16 protein-coding genes and 1 pseudogene are annotated in these 21,398 nt (G+C 48.0%); 6 read left to right on the forward strand and 11 right to left on the reverse strand.

All coding sequences use genetic code 11. The features are described 5' to 3' along the window. Nucleotides 1–79 precede the first annotated feature (79 nt). Nucleotides 80–2,107, reverse strand: coding sequence for a gamma-glutamyltransferase (gene ggt, locus EDM58_RS12315; RefSeq protein WP_122913592.1), 2,028 nt, complete (start codon nt 2,105–2,107; stop codon nt 80–82). Between the two features lie 500 nt (nt 2,108–2,607). Between ggt and EDM58_RS12320 the strand changes: the two genes are divergently transcribed. The 3 genes from EDM58_RS12320 (at nt 2,608) to EDM58_RS12330 (ending at nt 5,548) form a co-directional block, all read left to right on the forward strand. Further along, on the forward strand, nt 2,608–3,114 hold the full coding sequence (locus EDM58_RS12320) for a S4 domain-containing protein (protein ID WP_122913593.1): 507 nt from the start codon (nt 2,608–2,610) through the stop codon (nt 3,112–3,114). A 192-nt stretch (nt 3,115–3,306) separates the two neighbouring features. Continuing rightward, nucleotides 3,307–3,867, forward strand: a complete 561-nt coding sequence (locus EDM58_RS12325) for an RNA polymerase sigma factor (protein ID WP_122913632.1) — start codon at nt 3,307–3,309, stop codon at nt 3,865–3,867. After that, on the forward strand, nt 3,848–5,548 hold the full coding sequence (locus EDM58_RS12330; RefSeq protein ID WP_122913594.1) for a DUF4179 domain-containing protein: 1,701 nt from the start codon (nt 3,848–3,850) through the stop codon (nt 5,546–5,548). Before EDM58_RS12325 ends, EDM58_RS12330 begins: the two co-directional genes overlap by 20 nt. A 135-nt stretch (nt 5,549–5,683) precedes the next feature. Here the strand turns inward: EDM58_RS12330 and EDM58_RS12335 are convergent, their stop codons facing one another. The 8 genes and pseudogenes from EDM58_RS12335 to EDM58_RS12370 all read right to left on the reverse strand — a co-directional run bounded on the left by EDM58_RS12335 (nt 5,684) and on the right by EDM58_RS12370 (nt 13,004). Then, nucleotides 5,684–7,072 (reverse strand): L-cystine transporter, encoded by a 1,389-nt coding sequence (locus tag EDM58_RS12335; protein WP_023556439.1) that lies wholly within the window; start codon nt 7,070–7,072, stop codon nt 5,684–5,686. Nucleotides 7,073–7,225: 153 nt separating this feature from the next. Then, complete coding sequence (locus EDM58_RS12340) at nt 7,226–8,287, reverse strand: hypothetical protein (RefSeq protein ID WP_122913595.1); 1,062 nt, start codon at nt 8,285–8,287, stop codon at nt 7,226–7,228. Then, nucleotides 8,271–8,810: an RNA polymerase sigma factor gene (locus EDM58_RS12345; RefSeq protein ID WP_023556441.1), complete on the reverse strand. Its 540-nt coding sequence runs from the start codon at nt 8,808–8,810 to the stop codon at nt 8,271–8,273. The genes EDM58_RS12340 and EDM58_RS12345 overlap by 17 nt, the downstream gene beginning before the upstream one ends. An 81-nt stretch (nt 8,811–8,891) precedes the next feature. Next, nucleotides 8,892–10,298 (reverse strand): sensor histidine kinase, encoded by a 1,407-nt coding sequence (locus EDM58_RS12350; RefSeq protein ID WP_122913596.1) that lies wholly within the window; start codon nt 10,296–10,298, stop codon nt 8,892–8,894. A gap of 5 nt (nt 10,299–10,303) precedes the next feature. Beyond that, nucleotides 10,304–10,991 (reverse strand): annotated as a pseudogene (locus EDM58_RS12355) (response regulator transcription factor). Nucleotides 10,992–11,048: 57 nt separating this feature from the next. Then, on the reverse strand, nt 11,049–12,107 hold the full coding sequence (locus EDM58_RS12360) for a DUF418 domain-containing protein (protein WP_122913597.1): 1,059 nt from the start codon (nt 12,105–12,107) through the stop codon (nt 11,049–11,051). 147 nt (nt 12,108–12,254) lie between these two features. Continuing rightward, on the reverse strand, nt 12,255–12,674 hold the full coding sequence (locus EDM58_RS12365) for an NUDIX domain-containing protein (RefSeq protein ID WP_122913598.1): 420 nt from the start codon (nt 12,672–12,674) through the stop codon (nt 12,255–12,257). A 15-nt stretch (nt 12,675–12,689) separates the two neighbouring features. Further along, a complete protein-coding gene (locus tag EDM58_RS12370; protein WP_122913599.1) occupies nt 12,690–13,004 on the reverse strand; it encodes a hypothetical protein in 315 nt (104 codons plus the stop codon). A gap of 409 nt (nt 13,005–13,413) precedes the next feature. Here EDM58_RS12370 and EDM58_RS12375 point away from each other — a divergent pair, with 409 nt between their 5' ends. Together EDM58_RS12375 and EDM58_RS12380 are read left to right on the forward strand one after the other, a co-directional pair. Beyond that, on the forward strand, nt 13,414–14,271 hold the full coding sequence (locus tag EDM58_RS12375) for an EAL domain-containing protein (protein WP_122913600.1): 858 nt from the start codon (nt 13,414–13,416) through the stop codon (nt 14,269–14,271). 41 nt (nt 14,272–14,312) lie between these two features. Beyond that, nucleotides 14,313–15,251, forward strand: a complete 939-nt coding sequence (locus tag EDM58_RS12380) for a GGDEF domain-containing protein (RefSeq protein ID WP_122913601.1) — start codon at nt 14,313–14,315, stop codon at nt 15,249–15,251. Between the two features lie 102 nt (nt 15,252–15,353). On the opposite strand, the gene EDM58_RS12385 is transcribed toward EDM58_RS12380, so the two are convergent. Further along, complete coding sequence (locus EDM58_RS12385) at nt 15,354–17,417, reverse strand: 5'-nucleotidase C-terminal domain-containing protein (RefSeq protein ID WP_122913602.1); 2,064 nt, start codon at nt 17,415–17,417, stop codon at nt 15,354–15,356. 90 nt (nt 17,418–17,507) lie between these two features. Then, nucleotides 17,508–20,606 carry a hybrid sensor histidine kinase/response regulator gene (locus EDM58_RS12390; RefSeq protein ID WP_122913603.1) on the reverse strand — a complete coding sequence of 1,033 codons (3,099 nt, stop codon included), beginning with the start codon at nt 20,604–20,606 and terminating at the stop codon, nt 17,508–17,510. 299 nt (nt 20,607–20,905) lie between these two features. Between EDM58_RS12390 and EDM58_RS12395 the strand changes: the two genes are divergently transcribed. Beyond that, nucleotides 20,906–21,379 (forward strand): GNAT family N-acetyltransferase, encoded by a 474-nt coding sequence (locus tag EDM58_RS12395; protein WP_122913604.1) that lies wholly within the window; start codon nt 20,906–20,908, stop codon nt 21,377–21,379. Nucleotides 21,380–21,398 lie beyond the last annotated feature (19 nt).

The raw sequence follows: 21,398 nt of genomic DNA on the forward strand, positions 1-21,398 counted from the left end.
TGATCGTACGGACTGAGATAAGAAGGAAACGTCAAACAAACAGGACCCCTGTTTGAAGAGGCCCTGCTCTAGAATCTCCTTACTTTTTCTCCAGATGAATCGTCCGTTCCTTTGCGTCCCATGTGACGGAATAACCCAGCTTTTCCGCTACCATTTTCACTGGCAGGAACTCCTTCCCGTCGATTTGCACTGCGTCGTTCTTGAATGCTTGTGCCCCGCCGTTCAACCCGAGAAGAAGTTTATCCGCCTGGATGTATGCTGTCCCCTTTCTCAGTACTTTTTGCTCAGCTGTGTACGGATACGTGTGGCCGTTTACTTTCAGCGTAAACGGGCGATTCGTCGTCAACCGAGCCGCTTCCGGTTTGGAAGACTTGTAGGAGACTGCGTCCACCCCCAATACCGTGCCTTCCCGCGTATCGTCCGCTCCACCGTACATCTTGCCTGTCTCGAAATCGTAGATGACGGCTTGCACATTGCCGATGTTGCCTGGCTGCTCCGCAAACACATGCCCTTTTGCCATCAGGGCCAGGACCACATCCTGATCAATCCCTGCCTCCCAGCTGACATTCGGATAGCTGCTGGAGAAGATGCGCGGCGACAGGATCGCCTCTTGAATGGGCATGCCGTGTTCAATCACGTTTAAAATCGTCTGGGAGACGGATGCGATGATCGTGGAACCGCCTGGCGAGCCTACTGCCATGAAGGGTTTCCCGTCCTTCAGCACAATCGTGGGCGTCATGCTGCTGCGCGGACGCTTGCCCGGCTCCACCTCATTGGCTCCTCCCGGCACAGCGTCGAAGTCGGTCAACTCATTGTTCAGCATGAAGCCATACCCGGGAACCATGATCCCCGATCCAAACACGTCTTCAATTGTCGTCGTATAGGAGACCAAATTTCCCCACTTGTCCATCACGGAGAAATGTGTGGTATACACATGCTCGCTTGCCTCGCTTTGCGGGAGTGGAGCAGCAGCCGCTTTTTCCTCATACAACCACGGGTCGCCAGCCGTTACTTCGGCGTTTGCTCGGTCTGGAAGAATCAGCTTTCTGCGCTCTTTGATGTAATCATCATGGATCAGCCCTTTTTTCGGTACGGGGTAAAAATCCTCGTCCGCCATGTATTTGGCGCGGTCGGCATAGGCTAGATGATTGGCTTCGATGAGGTTATGCAAGTATTCCGCAGAGTTTGCTCCCGCCTTTTTGTTGTCAAATCCCTCCATCAGCTTGAGGATTTGGATCACTGTCAAACCACCCGAGCTTGGCGGCGGCATCGAGACAATATCATAGCCGCGGAAGCTCCCTCTCACAGGCTCCCGTTCCTTGACGACGTAATTCCGCAGGTCTTCCATCGTCATCCGGCCGCCGGTACGCTGCACTTCCTTCACCAGCGCTTCCCCGATTTCTCCTTTGTAAAAGACGTCGCTTCCCTTTTCCTTGATCAGCTTCAGTGTCTTCGCCAGGTCTTTCTGTACAAGCAAATCTCCCTCTGCCAAAGACTTTCCGTCCGGCACGAATACTTTCCCGGCCGTTTCATGCTTTTGCAGCTTCCATTCCGCATCGTGGATGTACTCGCTTGTGATCCAGTTGACCGGAACGCCTTTTTCTGCGAGATCAATGGCCGGATCGATGACCTCAGACAGCTTCATCCTTCCATACTTTTTCAGTGCGGTGTCCACCCCGAGCAGCGTGCCGGGCACTCCCACCGCCTTGCCGTTGGTGTGCCGCTCATCGAAAGGAACCGGTTTGCCGCTCTCGTCCAGAAACATGTTCGGATCCGCATGTTTTGGAGCCATCTCCCTGCTGTCAATCACCGTGAACTTGTTTTGTTCCTTCAGGTAGATCATCATGAACCCGCCGCCACCGATCCCCGACATCATCGGCTCCACTACGTTTAGCGCCATCTGAATGCCTGCCGCAGCATCAACAGCATTGCCGCCTCGTGCCAAAATCTCTTTGCCGACCTGCGCTGCGGCAGGATGGGAAACCGCCACAATTCCTTGCGTGGCTCCTTCTGTCGATGCCGGTACTCCCGGTACCGCCGCCTGTACAGGCGCGGTGAAGACACACAGAGCCGCAGCCAGCACAGCCAACGACTTCCACTTGTTCATAGAGTCCCTCCTTGGCCTTATTTGTTACGATGCCAATGAAATATTATTCTAATTTTCAGATACTTATACTGGTCAAGCAGACTCAAAAAGGTGTCTCTTACAACCGTGATACGCGGAAGAAGCCCAAAAAGTACATGCTGAGGCGTCTGTTGGTTCATGTTGCCTATTGGGAAAATTACCCACACATGTTATGATTACTGTAATCTGTTTGAATGGAAAGGAGCTATCGCACGTATGCCAACAACTACTTTGTAATGGATCGTAACTGGATAGCATTACCCTCGAAAAACAGCCTTGTTTTTCTCAAGGGGGTAGTCTGCCCATTTTCCCATTACAAAGGAACGTGACGATATCTGTAGAGTTGACGCTTACGGAGATTCGCCCTTTGGGTGAGTCTCCTTTTTGGTTTGCGGCATGCTTTTTACGTGCCCCAGCTGTTCACCCTACAAGACATTCAAATAGGCCATCGCGTTCCTTTATCTACTCGTGAGGTGAAGGATATGCATACCATCGAGCTTTACTGGACGCTGCAACCCTCGGTTAACACCGTCAGCAGCATCGAACGCCATTGCAAAAACTGCGGAAAAACCGTCCGCTTTACCGATACCGCCGTACGCCGTCACAACGCCAACGGAAAAAACATCTACCGCTTTTCCATCTACAAATGCGAAAAAGGGCATACATGGAACAAAAAGCTGGCTATATACAAGTCGTTCACGGAGCATGTCGAGGTTCTCGAAGAGGAGTTTTCCATCGACATCATGGAGCCCGAGCAACTCAACATCCTGGACTATCAGGGGAACGGGTGCAAGGTAGTGAAGATCATCATCGACCGTGCGGATAGCCGCCTTCGTCTCGATAAACTGCTTGCCGAACAGCTTGTCGGCTGGAGCCGTACGCAAATTGCCCAACGCATCAAGGCAGGACTCATTCGGCTGAATGATCAGCACGTCAAGCCGGGTGCAGCCGTTTGCACAAATGATTGCATCATGATATGGATTGACTAGCACAAACGGGGATGTAACAGAGTCGTTCTGGACTCGCACATCCCCGTTTTCCATGCGGTCTGCTTTACACCTCTTAAAAACAATTTTGCAAAAATGTGAAAGGAAATGGAAAAACATCCGTTTTACTTGATGAACATGGTCAAAAAGGCAATCGCTGCGCAGCAAGCCTTTTGCATGGGAGGTAGAGAAAACATGCAGGACGATAACGAGCTCGTTCGCCTGGTGCTAGGTGGAAACCAGCAAGCCTATGCACGACTTGTCGACAAGTATAAAGGGAGAATATTTGCCCACCTCTACCGGATGATTGGTCAGAGGCAGGATGCTCAAGATTTGGCCCAGGAGGTTTTTACAAAAGCGTATTTCAAGCTGGATACCTTTCATCCGGACGGCAATTTTTCAGCCTGGCTCTATCGGGTAGCTGCCAACCACTGTCTGGATGAGCTGAGACGGAGAAAGCAGACCGTCAAAACGCTTGGCGAAGAAGTCGAACTGATCGATGCAAAGACACCAGAGGACGAACTTTTGCAAAAAGAACAGAAGCAATTGCTTCTCCGCCAGGTGAAAGACCTGGAAGAGGAATATCGGTCGGTGCTTGTCCTTCGGTACATCGACCAGCTCAGTTACAAAGAAATCAGTAAGGCGCTGGAGCTGCCCACGACGACTGTCCAGATGAGGCTCCATCGAGCGAGAAAAAAGCTGCGAGAAGGCTTGGAAAAAGGGGGGGCTTCCATATATGAAATGCCACAAATCTGACCAGTTGAAGCCGTATTTCGACGGGAAGCTCTCTTCGCTGGAATCAGCAGAGCTGGAACAGCATGTCGATTCATGCACCTCTTGCCAAGAAGAACTGGTTCGCCTCATGGAGGGGACCCCTGAAGCGGAAGAATGGCTGGCAGAAGAGCTGCTCTCTCCTCATTTTACGGAGTTGGTCATGGGGGATATTGCTCGGCAAGCGAAAAGCATGGACCGGAAAAATACATGGAGGAAAAGGAGCCTTGATATCATGAAAAAAACAGCGATTGCCGTAGCAGGGCTTGCGGCTGCCGTTACATTCGGGACGATGGTATCGCCTACGTTTGCCAATTACGTAAACAGTTTATTCCATACCATAAATCAAGCGGACGGCGGCATGAAAAACGCGGCGGTCGAAGGCTACGTCCAGGAAGTCAACAAGAAGGTGTCAGACAACGGGATTACTGTAACCGTCAAGGAAGTGTTGGCCGATCCGACGCGAATTGCCCTGATCTTGGAGATCGTCGACCAGGACGGGAAGAAATTGGATTACAAAGCTGGGGAGTATGAAACGAGCTTTACGCTTACCGACAAGGACGGGAAGGACCTGAATCCCGAGGGAGATGGCTGGGCACGGAAGAAATACGGAGATTACATGCTTGTCAAAAAGGACTTGTACCACCTTTTCACAGGAGCAGAAGAAGTGCCTGATGAGATTACCGTCATCTTCGAGTTCAGTAAAATCATGCAGACGGATGGCTCATGGAAGCTCGAAATTCCCATCGATATGAAAAAGGCAAAAGAAGTGGCGAAAACAGTAGTGATCAATCAGGAGTACACATCACCACAGGGGGTTGTCATCAAGCTGGACAACATCATAACCGTTCCCAGCTCCAGTCTTCTCACCTTACAGACAGATTGGAATGAACAGAGAAACGAGGAGTATAGGAAGCTGATCGAGGAGAAAGGCTGGAACGATGCACCTGATGGTCAAAGGAAGGAAATAGGATTAACTGATGGAGAGCGGATGCAGCACTACTTGACCAGCTACGATCTGGCCTATGAAATTCTTGACGAAAAAGGGAATCTGATCGCAGGTCGGGATGATACCATGTTCCACGCCTTGAATGGCATTAGAAAAAATGGGGTAGAAAACACAAGACAAGGCAAAGGAGATAGCGAAGGCCGTGGAATGGTGTGGTGGGACGGATTCACTCCGTTTACAGGCCATGAAAAGGTGATCTTCAAGCTACACTCCATCTATCTGAATGAACCGGCGTCCTTCGAAGCCAAGATTGCCCTCGATGAATGGAGCAAACAGCCGGTTGTGGTCGAAAACAGTGGAAGCACCTTTACGTTCAGCAAATTCCATTTGAAGAAAAGCGATGAAGAGGAGATGATCGGAGGGTACAAGTGGGACGATAAAGGCGGGATCATCGAGTTTGAAGCGACCCTGCCGAAGGACATCGTGTACATCACCGATTGGAAAGCAAAAGACGAAACGGGTAAGGTATACCGTGTTTCTATGAACAATGGCGACGCTGAGTACACCCGCGGCAAAGACGGACGCGTGCAGATCAAGAGCGCTCTATTCATAGACGGCCTGGAGAGGCAGCCTAAGGAACTGACGATTACCTATGGCATTCAGCAGCATCAGTACCGCGACGGCAATTGGGAGGTTCCCATCCAGCTTGAAAAGTAACGCAGTACTGCTGGGTTGATAAATGACTAGCGAAAACGGGGATGCATCCAGAGTCGTAAAGGACTCGGAGCATCCCCGTTGCTTGTTAGATGTAGAGCTGAACCTGCCTTGGATCAGTCGTGCAGCCGCATGTATTTATGCCGTTACAGATTGCGAGCTCGTTTCATTGTACACATGGGTATCCAGCTCTTTCGTTGCTTTGCTCGTCAGCACGCCTGCCGTCATGCTTCCGCTCACATTCAGAGCAGTACGTCCCATGTCAATCAGCGGCTCTACGGAAATCAGCAAACCGACGATCGCGACTGGCAGATTCATCGTAGACAATACCAGCAGCGCTGCAAAGGTGGCTCCTCCACCTACACCTGCTACCCCAAAAGAACTGAGGGCAACAACCACGATCAGCGTGAGAATAAAGGAAGGCGTCAGCGGATCGATCCCTGCCAGCGGCGCAACCATCACGGCGAGCATGGCCGGGTAAGTCCCCGCGCAACCATTCTGCCCGATGGAGAGACCGAATGAGCCTGCAAAGTTGGCAATTCCCTCAGGAACTCCCAGATCCTGCGTCTGTGTTTTGACATTCAGCGGCAAAGCTCCTGCGCTCGTACGCGATGTAAAGGCGAAGGTGAGCACCGGAAATGCCTTTTTGATATACGTGATCGGATTCAAACCTGCGAAGGCCAAGAGCAGCAAATGAACGATGAACATGAGTGCCAGCGCCACATACGAGGCAACGACGAATTTCCCCAACTGCCAAATCGCATTGTAATCACTGGTTGCTGTCACTCTGGTCATGATCGCCAGTACCCCGTATGGAGTCAGACGCAGAATCAATGTCACAATCCGCATGATCACCGCGTGGAAGGTATCCACGATTTTGGCAAACAGCTCGGCTTGCTCCTGATTTTTCTTTCTGATTCCCAAGTAGGCGATTCCGATAAACGCGGCAAAAATGACGACAGCAATGGTAGAGGTCGGACGATCACCTGTCAAATCCAGGAACGGATTGGCTGGCAAAAGCTCCAGCACCTTTTGCGGCAAAGTCATGTTCTGGATCTCGCCCAGACGCTGCTCCACCTGTCCGATTCGTGCGGTTTCTGCATCACCTTGCTGGAACTGGGCGCCATCCAGATTGAACGCCAGTGTGGAAGCAATCCCGATCGCTGCCGCTACAGCAGTCGTCCCAACCAGCAAACCGATGATCAGGGTGCTGATTTTTCCGATGTTATGGGATAGTTTCATTTTGGTAAATGCCGCGACGATGGAAATGAAAACGAGCGGCATGACAATCATTTGCAGCAGCTTCACGTATCCTTTTCCAACGACGTTGTACCAATCCAAGGTCGTCTGCAGGATGTCGGATTTTGCTCCATATACAAATTGCAGGATGAGTCCAAACAATATCCCTACGCCTAAACCGACAAACACCCGCTTGGAAAATGAAATGTGTTTCTTCTGCATGGCGTACAATCCTAAAATGATGGCAAGCAAAATAACGATGTTCACAATCGTCCATAAAGTAGACAATCAATTCCCCTCCATTCCACTCGGAATTTACGTTTATAAAATGAGAATATGCTTACTATATTACCGATAATACCTACTGGTCAAGTGCGAAATGCACTTATGAAAAAAAGCCTGAAGATTCGCTCCAGGCTCTTTCCATCGATCCGTATGTTTCTATCTTTCCATGCCGATTGCAGCAATATTCCCGATGCTCAAATCAGCAATATTGATGCGTATTGTTGGTTTTCCCTCACTTTTTAGCAAATAGCCTCCCCAATCCCTGCCGCCATAAGCCTGGTACCCCGTAATATCCACACCAAACAGGCTTTGTACCAGCGGCTTGGTCACAGTAACGGCCTCATCTATGGATGATATGCGATAGTGGTCTGCTACATATTTCACCCGATATATCTGGCCCGTTTTTGCCCCCACTTCAACCGAATACTTCTCTTGTTCATTAGAGAACGTCCACACTTCTTCATTCTTGGTTGTTGATTTTTTTACCTGAGTAAAGGCGAAACGATCGTGCTTTGCTAGCACCATCAACGCATTTTTCGCACTGGATACAACCTTTTCGTCCACATCCGCCAGGTTGTAAAAAATGGAGAAGTCGGTTACTTGATTGGTTTTCAGATCGACACGCACGAACTGGTTATCCCCAAACCACAAGGAAAAGGTCGTTTCTCCATCCATTTGGAAAAAATGAGCTTCCTGAAAATCAACCGGTTGATTTGCTTCCTTCATTGCATTCTGTGCAGTCTCTACATACTTTTGATACACTGGCGTCAACTCATCGCTCTTATACGTTGCCGAGACACTTCGCACCTCTGTCGTATTCGGCTTAAAAGTCACAATGGCTTGGCGGTCTGTCGTCCGTACAATCCAATACTCTGTGTCCTGCTCCATCTCGTCAAAAAGAAAATTCTTGTTCATGCCAATTGCTTTGATTGCTTCTTGCGCTGCCGCGAAATATGTTTGCTCTAGTACAGACTCACTGCCTGTTGTTTTTGCTGGAGAAGAGAACGGGTTCATCCAGATAATCGCAAACAACGCAGCACACGTGATCAGGCCGTTGGTCACCCAAGCCAGATGTTTTCTCCGCCTTTTTTGTTTTAGCATACGTCTTCGCTCCTCTCGTATGTTCTCGAGGATTACTTGGCTTCGTTCCCAGGCAAGGCTCTGGTCAGGGAAACTCTGCAATTCTTCTAAGATACTCTGTTTATCTTGAGACGGCATTGCTCATCACCTCCGAAACAGGAACATTCTTATTGTTTTGGACAGCTTTCAGCGCCCTGTGAAACGTGATATTGACTTTTGCTTCGCTCCACCCCAAAACCTCGCCCGTTTCCTTGCTGGACAATCCCTTGATCCCGCGCAGGATCAATACGTCCCTGTAGGATTGTTTCAACTGATTGATCATGTCGTAGATCATCCGGTTGGTCTCACTTAATTCCAAAGACTCTTCGGGGGTTTTATCGTGCGAAACAAGCTGCTGCAGGAATAGATCGGGTAGCCAGTTCATCAATTTTGACCTGCGCTTTTCATCAATGGCCGCATGTCTGGCAATGGCAAACAGCCACGTTTTGGGGTTTTTAACCTCTGTCTTCTCTAGAGCCTTGAGAGCACGAATAAAGGTTTCCTGCACAAGATCGTCAATATCCGTTCGTCCCGTATAATAGACCAGAAAGCGATAAATATCATTGCTGTAAGCGTGAAACCATTGTTCGATACGCACGCCGGCGCCGGCATTGTCGTCCATGTATGTCCCACCTCCTTGACACTGTATAGACGGAGCAGCTTCCGATAATCTTTCATTTTCCCACAAAAAAAGCATGGGAGATTACAATTGAATCTCAATTGTGGTCCCATGCTTCTCTACACTATGAACGGCAATCTCTCCACCATGTGCCTGAATAGTATCATTCGCAATGGCCATTCCAAGTCCGGAACCTTTATGCGCATCTCCTGTGTTGGTTCCGCGATAATAGCGGTCAAAAATTCTGTCCAGCTCTTCCTTTTTAATTCCTTTTCCATTGTCTTGAATCGTGATATGCGTTCGTTCTTTCTTTTCGACGCTTACATCGATTTTTACATCCTTATCGTTGTGAACGATCGCATTGTAAATCAAATTAGTGATCGCTCTCCTATACAGGATTTCATCCACCTCTGCGGGTACATTCTCTTGGTTTGCATGGAATTCGATATGTCGATTCGCGTATTCCGGATCATTCAGTATATCGATGACCATATTTCTCATGAGGGCTACCATGTTTACCGTTTTCTTGCGGATGGATAGCTCTTTGTTTTTTAATCGCGTCGATAAATGCAAATCATCGATGACTTCTTTTATATAGAGAGATTTTTTTTCGATTATCCCGGCATATTCCCTGATCTCGTCTATCGTAAACTGATAATCCGGATCCTTGATCATTTCGGAGAAACCTTGGATGGAAGCCAGGGGTGTTTTCAAATCATGGGAAATGTTTGCGATCCATTCCTCTTTTAATTGATCCAGTTTCTTTCTTTCCTTCTCGTTTGCCTGCAGCTGATGGGATAGTTGATTTACATGATCAAAAACATGCTCGTAGATTCCTTGTGGTTTATGCAGATGATGGAATTTTTGGTGTGCCAAGTTTTTGATCCCTTCAATAAGTGTGTACAGGGGCTGTGTCAGACGCTTGCTAAAGAGATAGCCAATCCACAGGGCAACGAGAATATCAATGATGAATATTACGGTTCCGACTTTCGAAATCCGGAAAAAAACCTGGTTGTCATAGGAGATGAAGTATCGATTTAAATTCGGGTTCTCGATCCCGATGAAATAGCTGTAGCGTCTGTCTCCGCCATCTTTTTCCCCAATAAAAATGGTCGTATCTGCATTCACTTCCTGATACTTGTACATTTGGATGATATCTGTTGGCGTATATTTTTTCGTTACCCCTTCCGGTACTCGGTATCCCGCTATTTCTTTTCCATTTTCATCCAACACTTGGATCCACGCATGTTTTGCAAGCAGCTCATGTTTTCCTTCCTCGGTAATGGTTGCACCATCATGCACGATGTGGACCCGATCCTGAAACTCCCTGGTAAATTGCTCGGGAGATGTTTCCTTTTCAAGAATAATCGGGATATCGAAGCCTATCTGCACGAGCAACAAAGCGAACGTGAGGAAAACATTGATCAAAATGACGAGTATGACAACCAAAACAACCGACAGCAAATATTGTCCGGTCAATTTCCATTTCATGGTTCTTAATCCTCTACAGTCAATTTATACCCCAAGCCTTTTACGGTTTTCAAATACGTGGGCGAAGAGGGCTGGTCTTCGATTTTTTCCCGCAATCTTCGAATGTGCACCATGACGGTATTATCAATGCCCGTAAAATCCTCCCCCCAGACCGCATCATACAGCTTTTCCTTACTGATCACTTTATTGACGTTCTGGAGGAAAAACTTCATTACTCCGAGTTCTTTCGGCTTTAACTCAATCGGCTGTCCATTCTTTCGCAACTCTGCCTTTTGGGGATCCAATTCAAAGGGGCCCGCCTTCAGGATCGGTTCTTCTATGGGCTCAGGCACCGCATAATCGGCTCTGCGCAATTGTGCTTTCACGCGATAAGCCAGCTCTTTGGGGCTGAACGGCTTTGTAATATAGTCATCCCCGCCTATGGCAAAGCCAACTATTTTATCAATCTCCTCCGTTTTGGCCGAAATGAATAAAATCGGCACCTTGGAGATGCTCCTCATTTTCTTGCAAACCTCATAGCCCTCTCCATCCGGCAAAGACAAGGTCTGGTTTCATTGCTTGAAATTGGATCCACCCGTCTTCCGCTGTCGTAGACGTCAGGACATGCTCAATTCCTTCTTTGATGAGAACTGTTTGAATGAGCTTTAAAATATCAGCTTCATCGTCTATAATCAAAACCTTTTTGCCAGACATGCAATCCTGCCTCCTCCAATGCTCTATGTGAGAGTATGCATGACCTTTCCCCCATTATCAAGTTTGCAGGGAGTTGGTTTTTTTCGCCGTTTGTTTGCCATAGGTCATAAAGCGCCAGACTTTTTCCATCGGCCCCATCGCAAAGAACTTGAACCACAGGTTGCTGTAGATGATCTGTACGAGAAAAATCAGGCAGGCGATCCACACAACATTGACAGGAGAGACTGTCTCAAGCCCCATGAACGAAATGATCAGCGAACCTAGAAAGCTTTGCGCCACATAATTGGTAAGAGCCATCTGTCCCACTCTCGCTACGGGTTGGAAAAAGGAACGAATCCGTTCATGCTCCATCAGCAAAAACAGGGAGCTTGCATACAACAAAACGGCCGGAATGGTGCTCAAAGAAACGATCAGCTTCACATTTTCTGCTCCACTCTGAGATGCATACCAGATCCAGATGGAAAAGCCCGCGACGATTGGAACCACTCCCATGGCGACCGATCTGATCTGCTTTTTCCATTCACTGACTCGCCTGATCAGGTCTGCTTTTGCCGCAAGGAATCCGGCCAGAAACATAATGAAGATCAAGGTAGAATCTGCGCCAATGTTGTCCAGCACATTGGAGAAGGAGCTTAATCCCCCGGTGAGTTTGAAAATAAGCGCGAGCAAGTATACGCCGGTAATCCCCGCGAGCCACTTACTGATTGTCGCGACCCTCGCTCGGTAAAAGGGCAGGAGGAAAAAGCCTAGCAACGCGTAAAATGGTAGGATTGTTCCCCAAAAGAACAGAAAATGAACAATCCCGATGAGCAACATGGCCAGCAAGCGACGTGTAAAGCGCCGCAACGGCTTATCCCCGCGTTTCTCGGCACGTGAGGCGAAGAGATAAAAGCCAACCCCAAACAGGAAAGAGAAAATAGAGAAAAACTTCTTTTCCACGAATATGAGGATCAAGGTGTCGATCACTTCATTGATTCCTGTATAAACAGGAATCTCAGTTCCTTCCATCAGGATGATATAGCCTTTGATATTGATAAACAGGATTCCGAACAGCGCAAGACCTCGAATGATGTCTAATGCCGCGATCCTCTCTTTTTGAGGGATAGATGGGTTCATTTGGCTTCTGCTCCTTTTTCTTTCTTTTGCTATCTCTGATAAGAGGTATTATAGACCCCTGCACCTTACACTGTTTTAATCGCAACCTTAACAAAACCTTAAAAAACAAAAACAGCAAACCCCCTAGAGAGGTTTGCTGTTTTCGTGTCACTGACTTCTTCGGTTGACCAAATGTTCGATCGCAGGTACCGTGAAGCAAGCCAGATTAGCAGGGAGTTGGTCCATGCGAAACCATTTCAGGTCTGCAATTGCCCCATCTGGCTCCATATTCCGGGCTTCCCCGCTTTTTACGGCTACTTCATAGATGGCTGACACCCAATGTTCCTCGTTTTCAGGTCGAATGGTCTGTGCCATACAAAGCAACCCCTTCACCTCAACGTCCAGATTCACCTCTTCTTTAATCTCTCGAATGACGCAATCCTCGAGATTTTCGTAAGGGTCTACCTTGCCTCCGGGAATGCTCCACGTTCCTTTTTCTGGATTCCTGTTTCGCAATACCAATAAAATCTCGTTTTGATCGTTTCTAATCACTGCTCCGACTCCCAACCGGGGAAGTACGCTATTCATAAGTTGCAACCTCCATTATTGAAACTCCCACTCATGCAGGAATCGATTGCTTGCCATTAGTTTTTTTACCCTCTCCATGGTAGCAGGACCTTTGGCTGTACCGCCGTTCCGATTCAGCAACATCCATCTCATGCATGCCAACGCTTCGAAAACTTCCAGTTCCTCTTGCTGAATGTCATTTTCCAGGAAATAGGCGGAGCGAAACACGCGCGCATATCGATCCGAGGCGTATATTTTTATCAGGGTAAGTGACCACGCAAAATCATATCTGGGGTCGCCTAATTGTCCGTTCGTCCAATCGATTACCGTGTACCGGTCATTTTTTTCCAAAATGTTTGACTTCAGCTTCAAATCCTTGATCCATTGGATGCGTGGTTATGTTGTCTTCTTGATTGAGCAAACAATCCATCATTTCATTTTTTTCTACCCAATCTACATTTCTTATAGGGCTTCCCAATCAAGCTCTTCCTTTCGTTATATCCATCGATTTGGTTCCTCCTCACACGTTTTAAGCGAACGTTTGTACCCCTCCATTATAATTACGCATCTATTGAATGTCAATTTTTTCCTACCTATTACTAGTTGCTGCCGCGACCGTTTCAGAATCCTAACAACGTTTTAACTTGTATTTTACATTCCGTTAACGTTGGTAGTATGACGGAAATGGTACGATTGGACTATAGAGCCGAACCCCACGTAATCCCGGTCTCGATTTCATAGGCACAAAGGATGGGATTCAATGAAAACACCGCTATTACCCGCTTCGGATAAAAGCGGTCTGTATCACTACACGACCTACTTCTATCATGCAACCCAGCAATACCTCCTTTCCTGCAGAAGATACTACGAGCTGCAGAAAATCATTCGCACCCAAACATTGACCACTTTTTTTCAACCGATTTTGAATTTGCAGGAAGGAAGCTGTCTCGGATATGAGGTGCTAAACCGGCCTCCGGTTTCTTCTTTGTTTCCCGATACCGAATCTTTCTACGAATTTATCGGCTATACGGATCAGGTTTTTGCATTTGAATGTTTTTGCCGGGATCTCTCCTTCAAACGCTTGAGTGCGGCCCTAAATCAAGCTGATAAACCGAAGGACACGGTAGTGTTCATCAATATTCACCCTCAGGTGTTGTCGGACTCAAACTATCGGAGCGGAGAAACGATCCAGCTGTTGTCGCGGTACGGCTTGTCGCCCCAGCAGGTCGTGTTCGAATTGACCGAAAAACAGGCTGTTCATGATTATGTAGCATTTGAACGCATTCTTTCCCACTACCGCTCCCAGGGATTTCGCATCGCCATTGACGACGCTGGCTCCGGCTACAACAGCCTCAAGGCCATCGTCAGTTTGAAGCCGGAATTCATCAAGCTCGACAAATCCCTGGTCAGACAGATTCACCTCTATCCCAACCAGCAGCATGTCGTGAAGTTGCTTCGGGAATTCGCGGCCGAATCCGGCACATACATTATTGCCGAAGGAATCGAAGAGATGGAAGAAATCGCTTTTCTGCGCGAAGAAGGCATCCCATACGGACAGGGATACGCAATCAAAAAACCGGCCACGGAATTAGTGGACGCTTCGTTACCGTTATTGTAATCCAGGTTTGGTGAATGTTTTTAGGAGAGGAGACAGACGTTTTGTTGACGAAAATCGGCGAAATAGCGGAAATGATTCCGATCGTCTCACCCGAAACAACATGCGGCATAGTCAACAATCTGTTTAAGCAAAATCCCAAGCTGGAAGGAATCGCGGTGGTTGGGGAGGACAAAAAGCCTGCGCTGCTGATGAGGACCCGTTTTTATCAGTTGCTTGGCACGGAGTACGGCTACAATTTGTATATGGGCCGCACTGTCAAACTCGTGATGAACAGCAACCCGCTTGTTGTTGATTTTGATGAGCCGATTACGGATGTCAGCATCCGTGCGATGAACCGGGCCGAGGAGGAATTGTACGACGGCATGCTGGTCATTCAGGACGGTCTCCTGTACGGGTTCGTCAGCATTCGCCGTGTGCTGCTGGAGGTGGCCAATATCCGGGCGGAAATGGCGATTTTCCTCAATCCGCTCACTGGCCTGCCCGGCAACCGGATCATCGAGGACAGGCTTCAGCAATCGACCCGGTTGAAGGAGTGCAGCGTGCTGTACATTGATCTGGATCATTTCAAGTCATTCAATGACAGCTACGGTTTTAAAAGGGGCGACTCTCTCATTCAAGCGACCGCGGACTTGCTTCGTGAGCAGTTTTCAGGTCAGGATACCTTTCTCGGACATATCGGCGGAGACGATTTTATCGCCATATTCAACCACCACAATTATCAGGTGCCTTGCAGCAAGGTCATCGAAGGATTCGAAAAATTGAAACAGGAATTTTACGACACCGAGGACATGACAAACAATTACGTGATCGGCGAGTCGCGCTCCGGCCATTTCGGCCCTATTCCGCTCGTATCGATATCCATCGCGGTAGTGACAAACCGCAACCGCCCTTTTCAGAGCATCGAGCAAATCGTCGAAGAGGCGACTCGAATGAAAAAAATATGCAAATCCCGCCCGGGGAGCGTCACGATCGCCAATTGATCGATGCAGAAAAAACACCTCCAAGCTGCCTCCATATCGTACGACATGGCTGCATTCTCTTGAAGGTGTTTTCATTTGTCTCGGATTAGGGGGACAGTCCCGTTATTCCGCCTTGGGGGCGTTCAAGATGGTAATCCGTCCCTCAAGCTCCGGAGAGATGGTCGGATGCTTTTGCAAATACTCGTAGAAAGCGTCTCGCAAGTAGCTTTTTGTTTTCGAGAGCAGCTTCGTCTCGTCCTTCAGCATCGTGAATTTGTCGCCGCCGCCGGTCAGGAAGTCGTTGGCTACAACCTTGTACATCTTCGTCTTGTCGATCGGCTTGCCGTCGACCGTCACGTCAACGAGACGCGAGCCCGCTTCCTTGGAGGCGTCGAACGTATAGGTCAGTCCGGATACCTGCAAAAACCCGCCGGCTGCGTTCGGATACCAGGAAAGACTGTGCTCCAGAGCGTTCCACACGGTCTGTCCGCTAGCCTCTACCATAACGACGGTGTTGTCAAACGGCAGAGTCGCGTACACTTCCTCAAGCGTGATGTCGCCTGCGTTTATGCTGGCCCTGATACCCCCGCCATTTTGCAAAGCGATGTCCGCTCCCGTCATCTCCCGCAAGCTGTCAGCTACCGCATTGCCTAGGTTCGATTCCTTGAGGCGTACGGTTTGGCGCTCGCCATCCAGGGAGACACTTGTCTTGCCAACGACCTCCTTCATCTTGTCATCCAGTTTCCCGCGATAATCATCGATAATAGCTGCAACTGCTGCATCTTCCTCCAAATTTTCCGTGATGAAAATATGGGCGAAGTTCAAGCCGAGCATCTTGCCGTTCATCATATTCAGGTTGATCTGGTTCAACACCTCGGCGTGTTTGCCGGGAGAAATCAACCACGTCTCTCCAATGATTTGCGGAAACTCGACTACATCCTGTCCGCCGCCGATCTCCACGTCAATCCCGCTTACTTTTGTCGGCAGAATCGGGTTGTCGCCGTGCAAATGCGCCAGCGCTATCACGACATCCGTCTGGTCCTTCACGGCATCCACCGCTTGCTCGGCAGCTTCAAATTCATTTTGAAAGCTGATCCCCTCGACGTTTTTCGGATGTGTGTAGAAATGGCTTTCGTCATCGGTTACACCGATAATCCCGATTTTTACACCGTCGACCTCTTTTATCACATAGGGCTTTAAATAATCGGGATTCGCTTGATTGTAACGTGTATTCGCCGACAAAAACGGGAAGGTCGCACGCTTGGCATTGCTCTCAAGGACGGTAAACGGAAAGTCGAAGTCATGGTTGCCGAGAACCATCGCATCGTATTTCATCGCGTTCATGACATCGATCGTGGACTTGCCCTCGAACAGATTGCCGATATTGGTATTGTAAGGAGCATCTCCACCGTCGACGAGAAGCGTGTTCGGCTGGATCGCACGCGTGTCGTTAATGATTTTGCTCATATGAGCCAGTCCGCCGATTTCGCGCTTCGCTTCTCCCGGCTTGTAAGGCTCGAGATGGGCATGAATGTCTGAAGTGGCGAATACGGTTATTACCGTAAAGTCCGGGTTTGCGATCAGCTTGGCCAGTATGTCCGCTGCTTCTTCTCTCGTGATCAGTTCCTCGCTCTTTGCATCTTCTTTCGTAGCGATGCCAAGCTCGAGCGCCTTATCCGAGAGATTCACATTTTGCTCGACGCCATAGACCGTACGGACGATCATCTCGATCCATTTGGATTTGGATATGGCCTGATTCGGCATGTACAAATCGCCGTTCATATCGTCTGCGCGAATTTTCAGTACGCCTTCGATATATTCGGAGCCCCAGTGATGTTGAATATCGCTTGCTGACGGCATCGTGAACGACTCGTCAATAACCCCCAGCGGATCTTCGTAACGGAACGATTTCTTAAGGCGCGGGTTATCAGCCGGCTGAGAATGAATGCGCGGCAGCTTAAAAGCGCGAACCAGCATGGCGGCCGCTTCGGCCTTGGTTATATTCCGCTGCGGATGGAACTTGTCGTTGGAGACTACTATCCCCTTCTCGTGCAGGAACCGGATCGCTTCTTGATAGGGGGATGCCTGAATATCTTGAAATACGTTTGCAGGTGCAGCGTATACGGATGCGCCCAACGATACAGTGAGCGCCAATCCAGCAATACTGCCGACTAGTTTCTTTTTCATGGTAATCACAGCAGCTCCTTGTAGGTAAAAATATGTACATATACGATGGTCCCATAGCTCTGTTAAGGCCGTGTTAACGCTATATGAAATTTAGGGAGAGCGTTTGCAAACATGAAAAGAAACCTTTGTCCCCGCACCTGGTGTACTTTGGATACGAAGTCCTGTTCCGAAGTGGCGTTTTAATCGTTGATCCGTATTAATCAATCCTACTCCGGCCCTTCCATCTGCTTTTCTCTCCAATATTCGCTGCAATTGAACGTCGTCCATTCCGATCCCGTCGTCTTCTACTGATATCTCTGCATGCGTTGCATGGACGGAAATCCGAATCAGAATTTTGCCTCCTCGCGCGCGCTTCATAATGCCGTGTCGAATCGCATTTTCCACTAAAGGCTGGATCGTAAGAAATGGGATGTGCAAATCCTCGCAGTCATCGATCTCCCACACAACCTGCAGCCTTTCTTCGAATCGAACCTTTTCAATGTATAGATAAGAGCGCACTAGACCCAGTTCATTCTCGATCGGAACAGCTTCATCCATATTTTGGAATTCGAATTTATTCCTCAAATAATTGCTGAACTCATCCAGCAAGCTACGCATCTTATTCAAATCAATGTCGCTTAAAGCGGTTACCGCATTTAATGCATTGAATATAAAATGTGGCTGGATTTGCGCTTGCAGCCATGCGGCTTCTAATCGCACTTGTTCCCGAACCATCTGTCTGATCGCTGTCAGCGAATCAATTCGCGATCGTATTTCCAATGCTTCCACGGGCTTTGTCACATAATCATTTGCACCCGCTAAAAAGCCGCTTTGAATATCCTTCGGTTGGCTTCTCGCAGTAAGGAGCAAAACTGGGAGCTCTGTATGTGCAAACCGTTTGCGAATGATTCGTGTCAGCTCATAGCCAGACATCTGCGGCATCATAATGTCAGAGATGACGAGATCCCATTCCTGCGTATCCAGGATCGCCAACGCTTCTTTCCCGCTCGTAACCATCGAGATCTCGTATTCCTCTGGCGGCATTATCGCTTCAAGCACTTGAAGGTTGACGGGATCATCATCAACGATTAATATTCGCGGACGATGACGGTTCAGTTCTGGGAAGGTTGTTTGCGTTGCAGCTGGCGGGCTTTCCACTTCTTCCCGATCAAGCTGAAGGGGCATAGATGGCAATGCTGCTTGTTCGATTGTCTTCAAAACATCTTTTTCTTCCTCCGCTTTCACATCTGCCAGCTGTAATGAAAATCTGAATTCTGAGCCTTCTCCCAAAACAGAGGATACTTCCAACGTCCCCCCATGAAGCTCAACCAGTTGCTTGCTAATGCTTAACCCTAGCCCAAATCCTCCTTCAATCATGGTCTCACTGTAGCTGGCTTGCTCATACGGACGGAAGAGGCGCTTTTGCATCTCCTCATCCATCCCAACCCCGGTATCGGTAACCACAATATACGCTCTTCCGTCCTTTGCAAAAGCTTGAATCGAAATTTCCCCTTCATGTGTAAATTTCACGGCATTATGCAGCAAATTGAAGATGATCTGAATCACCCGATTTTCATCTGCAAGCACGGGAGGAAAATCATCAGGAATTTGATTCACCATTTTTACAGGCTTTACTTCCGTATCATATTGCAGCATATCGAGAACTCCGGTCACGATTGGCTGAATCAAAATGACTTTTTTCTGTATACGCGGGTTGCCTTCCCGCAAGCTCATCACATCTATCAAATCATTTAAAATCAATGTCAGCCGGCGTCCTACAGCCAAAACCGTTTCAAGCTCTTTGATACTCCTCTCCTGCAACAAATGCCGCTCCCTTTTTAAAACCGATTGTGACATGTTCAAAATGCCGTGAAGCGGATTTTTAAACTCATGTGACGTGTTTGCCAAAAATTGATCTTTATGGTCATTCATTCTTTGCAATGTGGCAGCAAGGCTCTTGGTGTTCGCGTGCATGTGAAAATAATCATGAAACCATACAGAGGCAAAACAGCCCATCGAAATAATCAGATCAAACGGATAGTTGACCACACTCAAACCACTTTCCCGCCAGATTAACATCCAAACTAAATGGTGGAGCAGCGCTAGAATGGAGATGAGCAGCAGGAGATGGCTCTTGATATCCTTCATGACTCTTTTCAAGATGGCAATAATCGTGATCATTGTTGCAATACTGACCAATAGAAAATACACCGGGAAGAGCATGATGATCTGATCAGGAGCCAAAAGAAACGTAATGCCTGCAGTCCCCACACTCATTGCCGTATAAACGGGATAGATCCTCCTCCAATAAGCCAGTTCGCGATGATCGGTACACTCCAGCAGCGCATAGAAGCCTATAATGAGAGCAGCATTGGATATCCGAAAATCCCAATCATAGCCGATGTAAAACAATAGATGAAACAGCTTCTCATCGCTGCTGAATACATTAGAAAGTGCTGTACACAGTGTCAGCAATGAAAAATAAAGCAGCTTCTTTTCCCGATTTCCCAATAAAAACAATATGAGTGAATAGCCAGCGTGCACGAGAAAGATAACAACCGCCAGAAGCTGCATCGATATGGAGACTTTCATTTCCTTGGCAATGGCTTCTTCTGAACCAAATTTGATGGAGCGAATAATGCCGCTGCCTCGACTATCTCTATAATTTGCCGCCTGAATCACCAGTTCGATTACGCCGTTTTCATCTGCCGCGAAGGTGGTAGAATAGGGCAGATTTTTCGCCATATATTCCTCTTTTGTTGTTGCTACCCTCCCGGATTTGGCAAGCAATCGTCCATTTACATACAATTCTGAGGAAGAGCGCACACTGGGTACTCGAATACTATAGTTAAGGTCCTTTTCCGGATTTACATAAAGCCGCAGGCGATAGGATCCATATCCGTATGGAGTTGGCTTTTCCGGATGTAAAGCTTCATTCCATCCTCCCGGAACCTGAATCAGCGTTGGCTCATTCCCGCCTGATACTGGCTGCCGACTACCGTCAATCAACCATTGTGAGGGATAAAATTCCCATTCCCCATCGAGCATGAGAATGTCGCCGTCTTCTGCATTCCAATCACGCAAATCGAGTTGACCATTCTGAATGGCCGTCTGTTTTTCATCATGGAAAATTTCCATCCACAACATGCGCGAGCCGGATAACACGATGACGATTGCCACTAGCAATAATAGAATTTGGCTTTTTTTCATTTGGTCTATTTAGCGATTGTTTCGCCAAGAAGTGCCCCTCTCTTCATAAAGTGTAAGCTCTTGCATGCCAAGATATGTAAGAAAAACCTTCTCTATTAAGTTACCATAGAGAAACGGCCGGTAGCGTGCAACTCCGTGAATTTTATGAAAAAAATGTTCTTGAATCTTCTTGCCGAATAATGAAGATACGTCAGAAAATGGCGATCAATAAAGAGGGGGCATACATATGCTGGCGGGGAAAAACGTGACTCTGCGAATGATCCAAGAAGAGGATTTGCCAGAAATGCTTCATTTGATGAATGACTTGCAGCATAGGGGACTATCTGGGGGTCGAGCTGCATCATGAAACCAAGATTCAAAAGTACTATGCGGATGCAGGATTTTGGGAAAATGATTTTGGCAGAATGCTCATCGTAGACAAATCTGGCCGATTGTTGGGAAGTATAACCTTCTTCAAAGGAGTGGGTGACAGCGAAGGCTATGAAATCGGCTTCCAGATATATAAAAAAGAAGATCGTGGGAAAGGGTATGCTACGGAGGCGCTCCAGTTGTTTTGTTCTTATTTATTTGACTTAAAACCCATACAGCGCCTTCAGATTTGTACAGCAAAGGAAAATGCAGGCGCCAGGAGAATGGCTGAAAAATGCGGGTTTGTCTTCGAGGGAACGATGAGAAGGGCGTTTTTTGCCCGGGGGAAGTATCATGATTTGGATTTTTTGTCTTTGTTAAGGGAAGAATGCACGCCGCTTAAGGATGTCTTGGCGAAAGAATAAGTGCTTCTGATGTCCATAC

The organism is Brevibacillus panacihumi (assembly GCF_003710985.1).
GTDB classification, from domain to species: domain Bacteria; phylum Bacillota; class Bacilli; order Brevibacillales; family Brevibacillaceae; genus Brevibacillus; species Brevibacillus panacihumi.

What these genes read in the sequence shown, in the direction of transcription:
- ggt (WP_122913592.1), bottom strand. Translation starts at nt 2,107, where the DNA reads ATGAACAAGTGGAAGTCGTTGGCTGTGCTGGCTGCGGCTCTGTGTGTC.
- EDM58_RS12320 (WP_122913593.1), top strand. Translation starts at nt 2,608, where the DNA reads ATGCATACCATCGAGCTTTACTGGACGCTGCAACCCTCGGTTAACACC.
- EDM58_RS12325 (WP_122913632.1), top strand. Translation starts at nt 3,307, where the DNA reads ATGCAGGACGATAACGAGCTCGTTCGCCTGGTGCTAGGTGGAAACCAG.
- EDM58_RS12330 (WP_122913594.1), top strand. Translation starts at nt 3,848, where the DNA reads ATGAAATGCCACAAATCTGACCAGTTGAAGCCGTATTTCGACGGGAAG.
- EDM58_RS12340 (WP_122913595.1), bottom strand. Translation starts at nt 8,287, where the DNA reads ATGCCGTCTCAAGATAAACAGAGTATCTTAGAAGAATTGCAGAGTTTC.
- EDM58_RS12345 (WP_023556441.1), bottom strand. Translation starts at nt 8,810, where the DNA reads ATGGACGACAATGCCGGCGCCGGCGTGCGTATCGAACAATGGTTTCAC.
- EDM58_RS12350 (WP_122913596.1), bottom strand. Translation starts at nt 10,298, where the DNA reads ATGAAATGGAAATTGACCGGACAATATTTGCTGTCGGTTGTTTTGGTT.
- EDM58_RS12360 (WP_122913597.1), bottom strand. Translation starts at nt 12,107, where the DNA reads ATGAACCCATCTATCCCTCAAAAAGAGAGGATCGCGGCATTAGACATC.
- EDM58_RS12365 (WP_122913598.1), bottom strand. Translation starts at nt 12,674, where the DNA reads ATGAATAGCGTACTTCCCCGGTTGGGAGTCGGAGCAGTGATTAGAAAC.
- EDM58_RS12375 (WP_122913600.1), top strand. Translation starts at nt 13,414, where the DNA reads ATGAAAACACCGCTATTACCCGCTTCGGATAAAAGCGGTCTGTATCAC.
- EDM58_RS12385 (WP_122913602.1), bottom strand. Translation starts at nt 17,417, where the DNA reads ATGAAAAAGAAACTAGTCGGCAGTATTGCTGGATTGGCGCTCACTGTA.
- EDM58_RS12390 (WP_122913603.1), bottom strand. Translation starts at nt 20,606, where the DNA reads ATGAAAAAAAGCCAAATTCTATTATTGCTAGTGGCAATCGTCATCGTG.
- EDM58_RS12395 (WP_122913604.1), top strand. Translation starts at nt 20,906, where the DNA reads ATGACTTGCAGCATAGGGGACTATCTGGGGGTCGAGCTGCATCATGAA.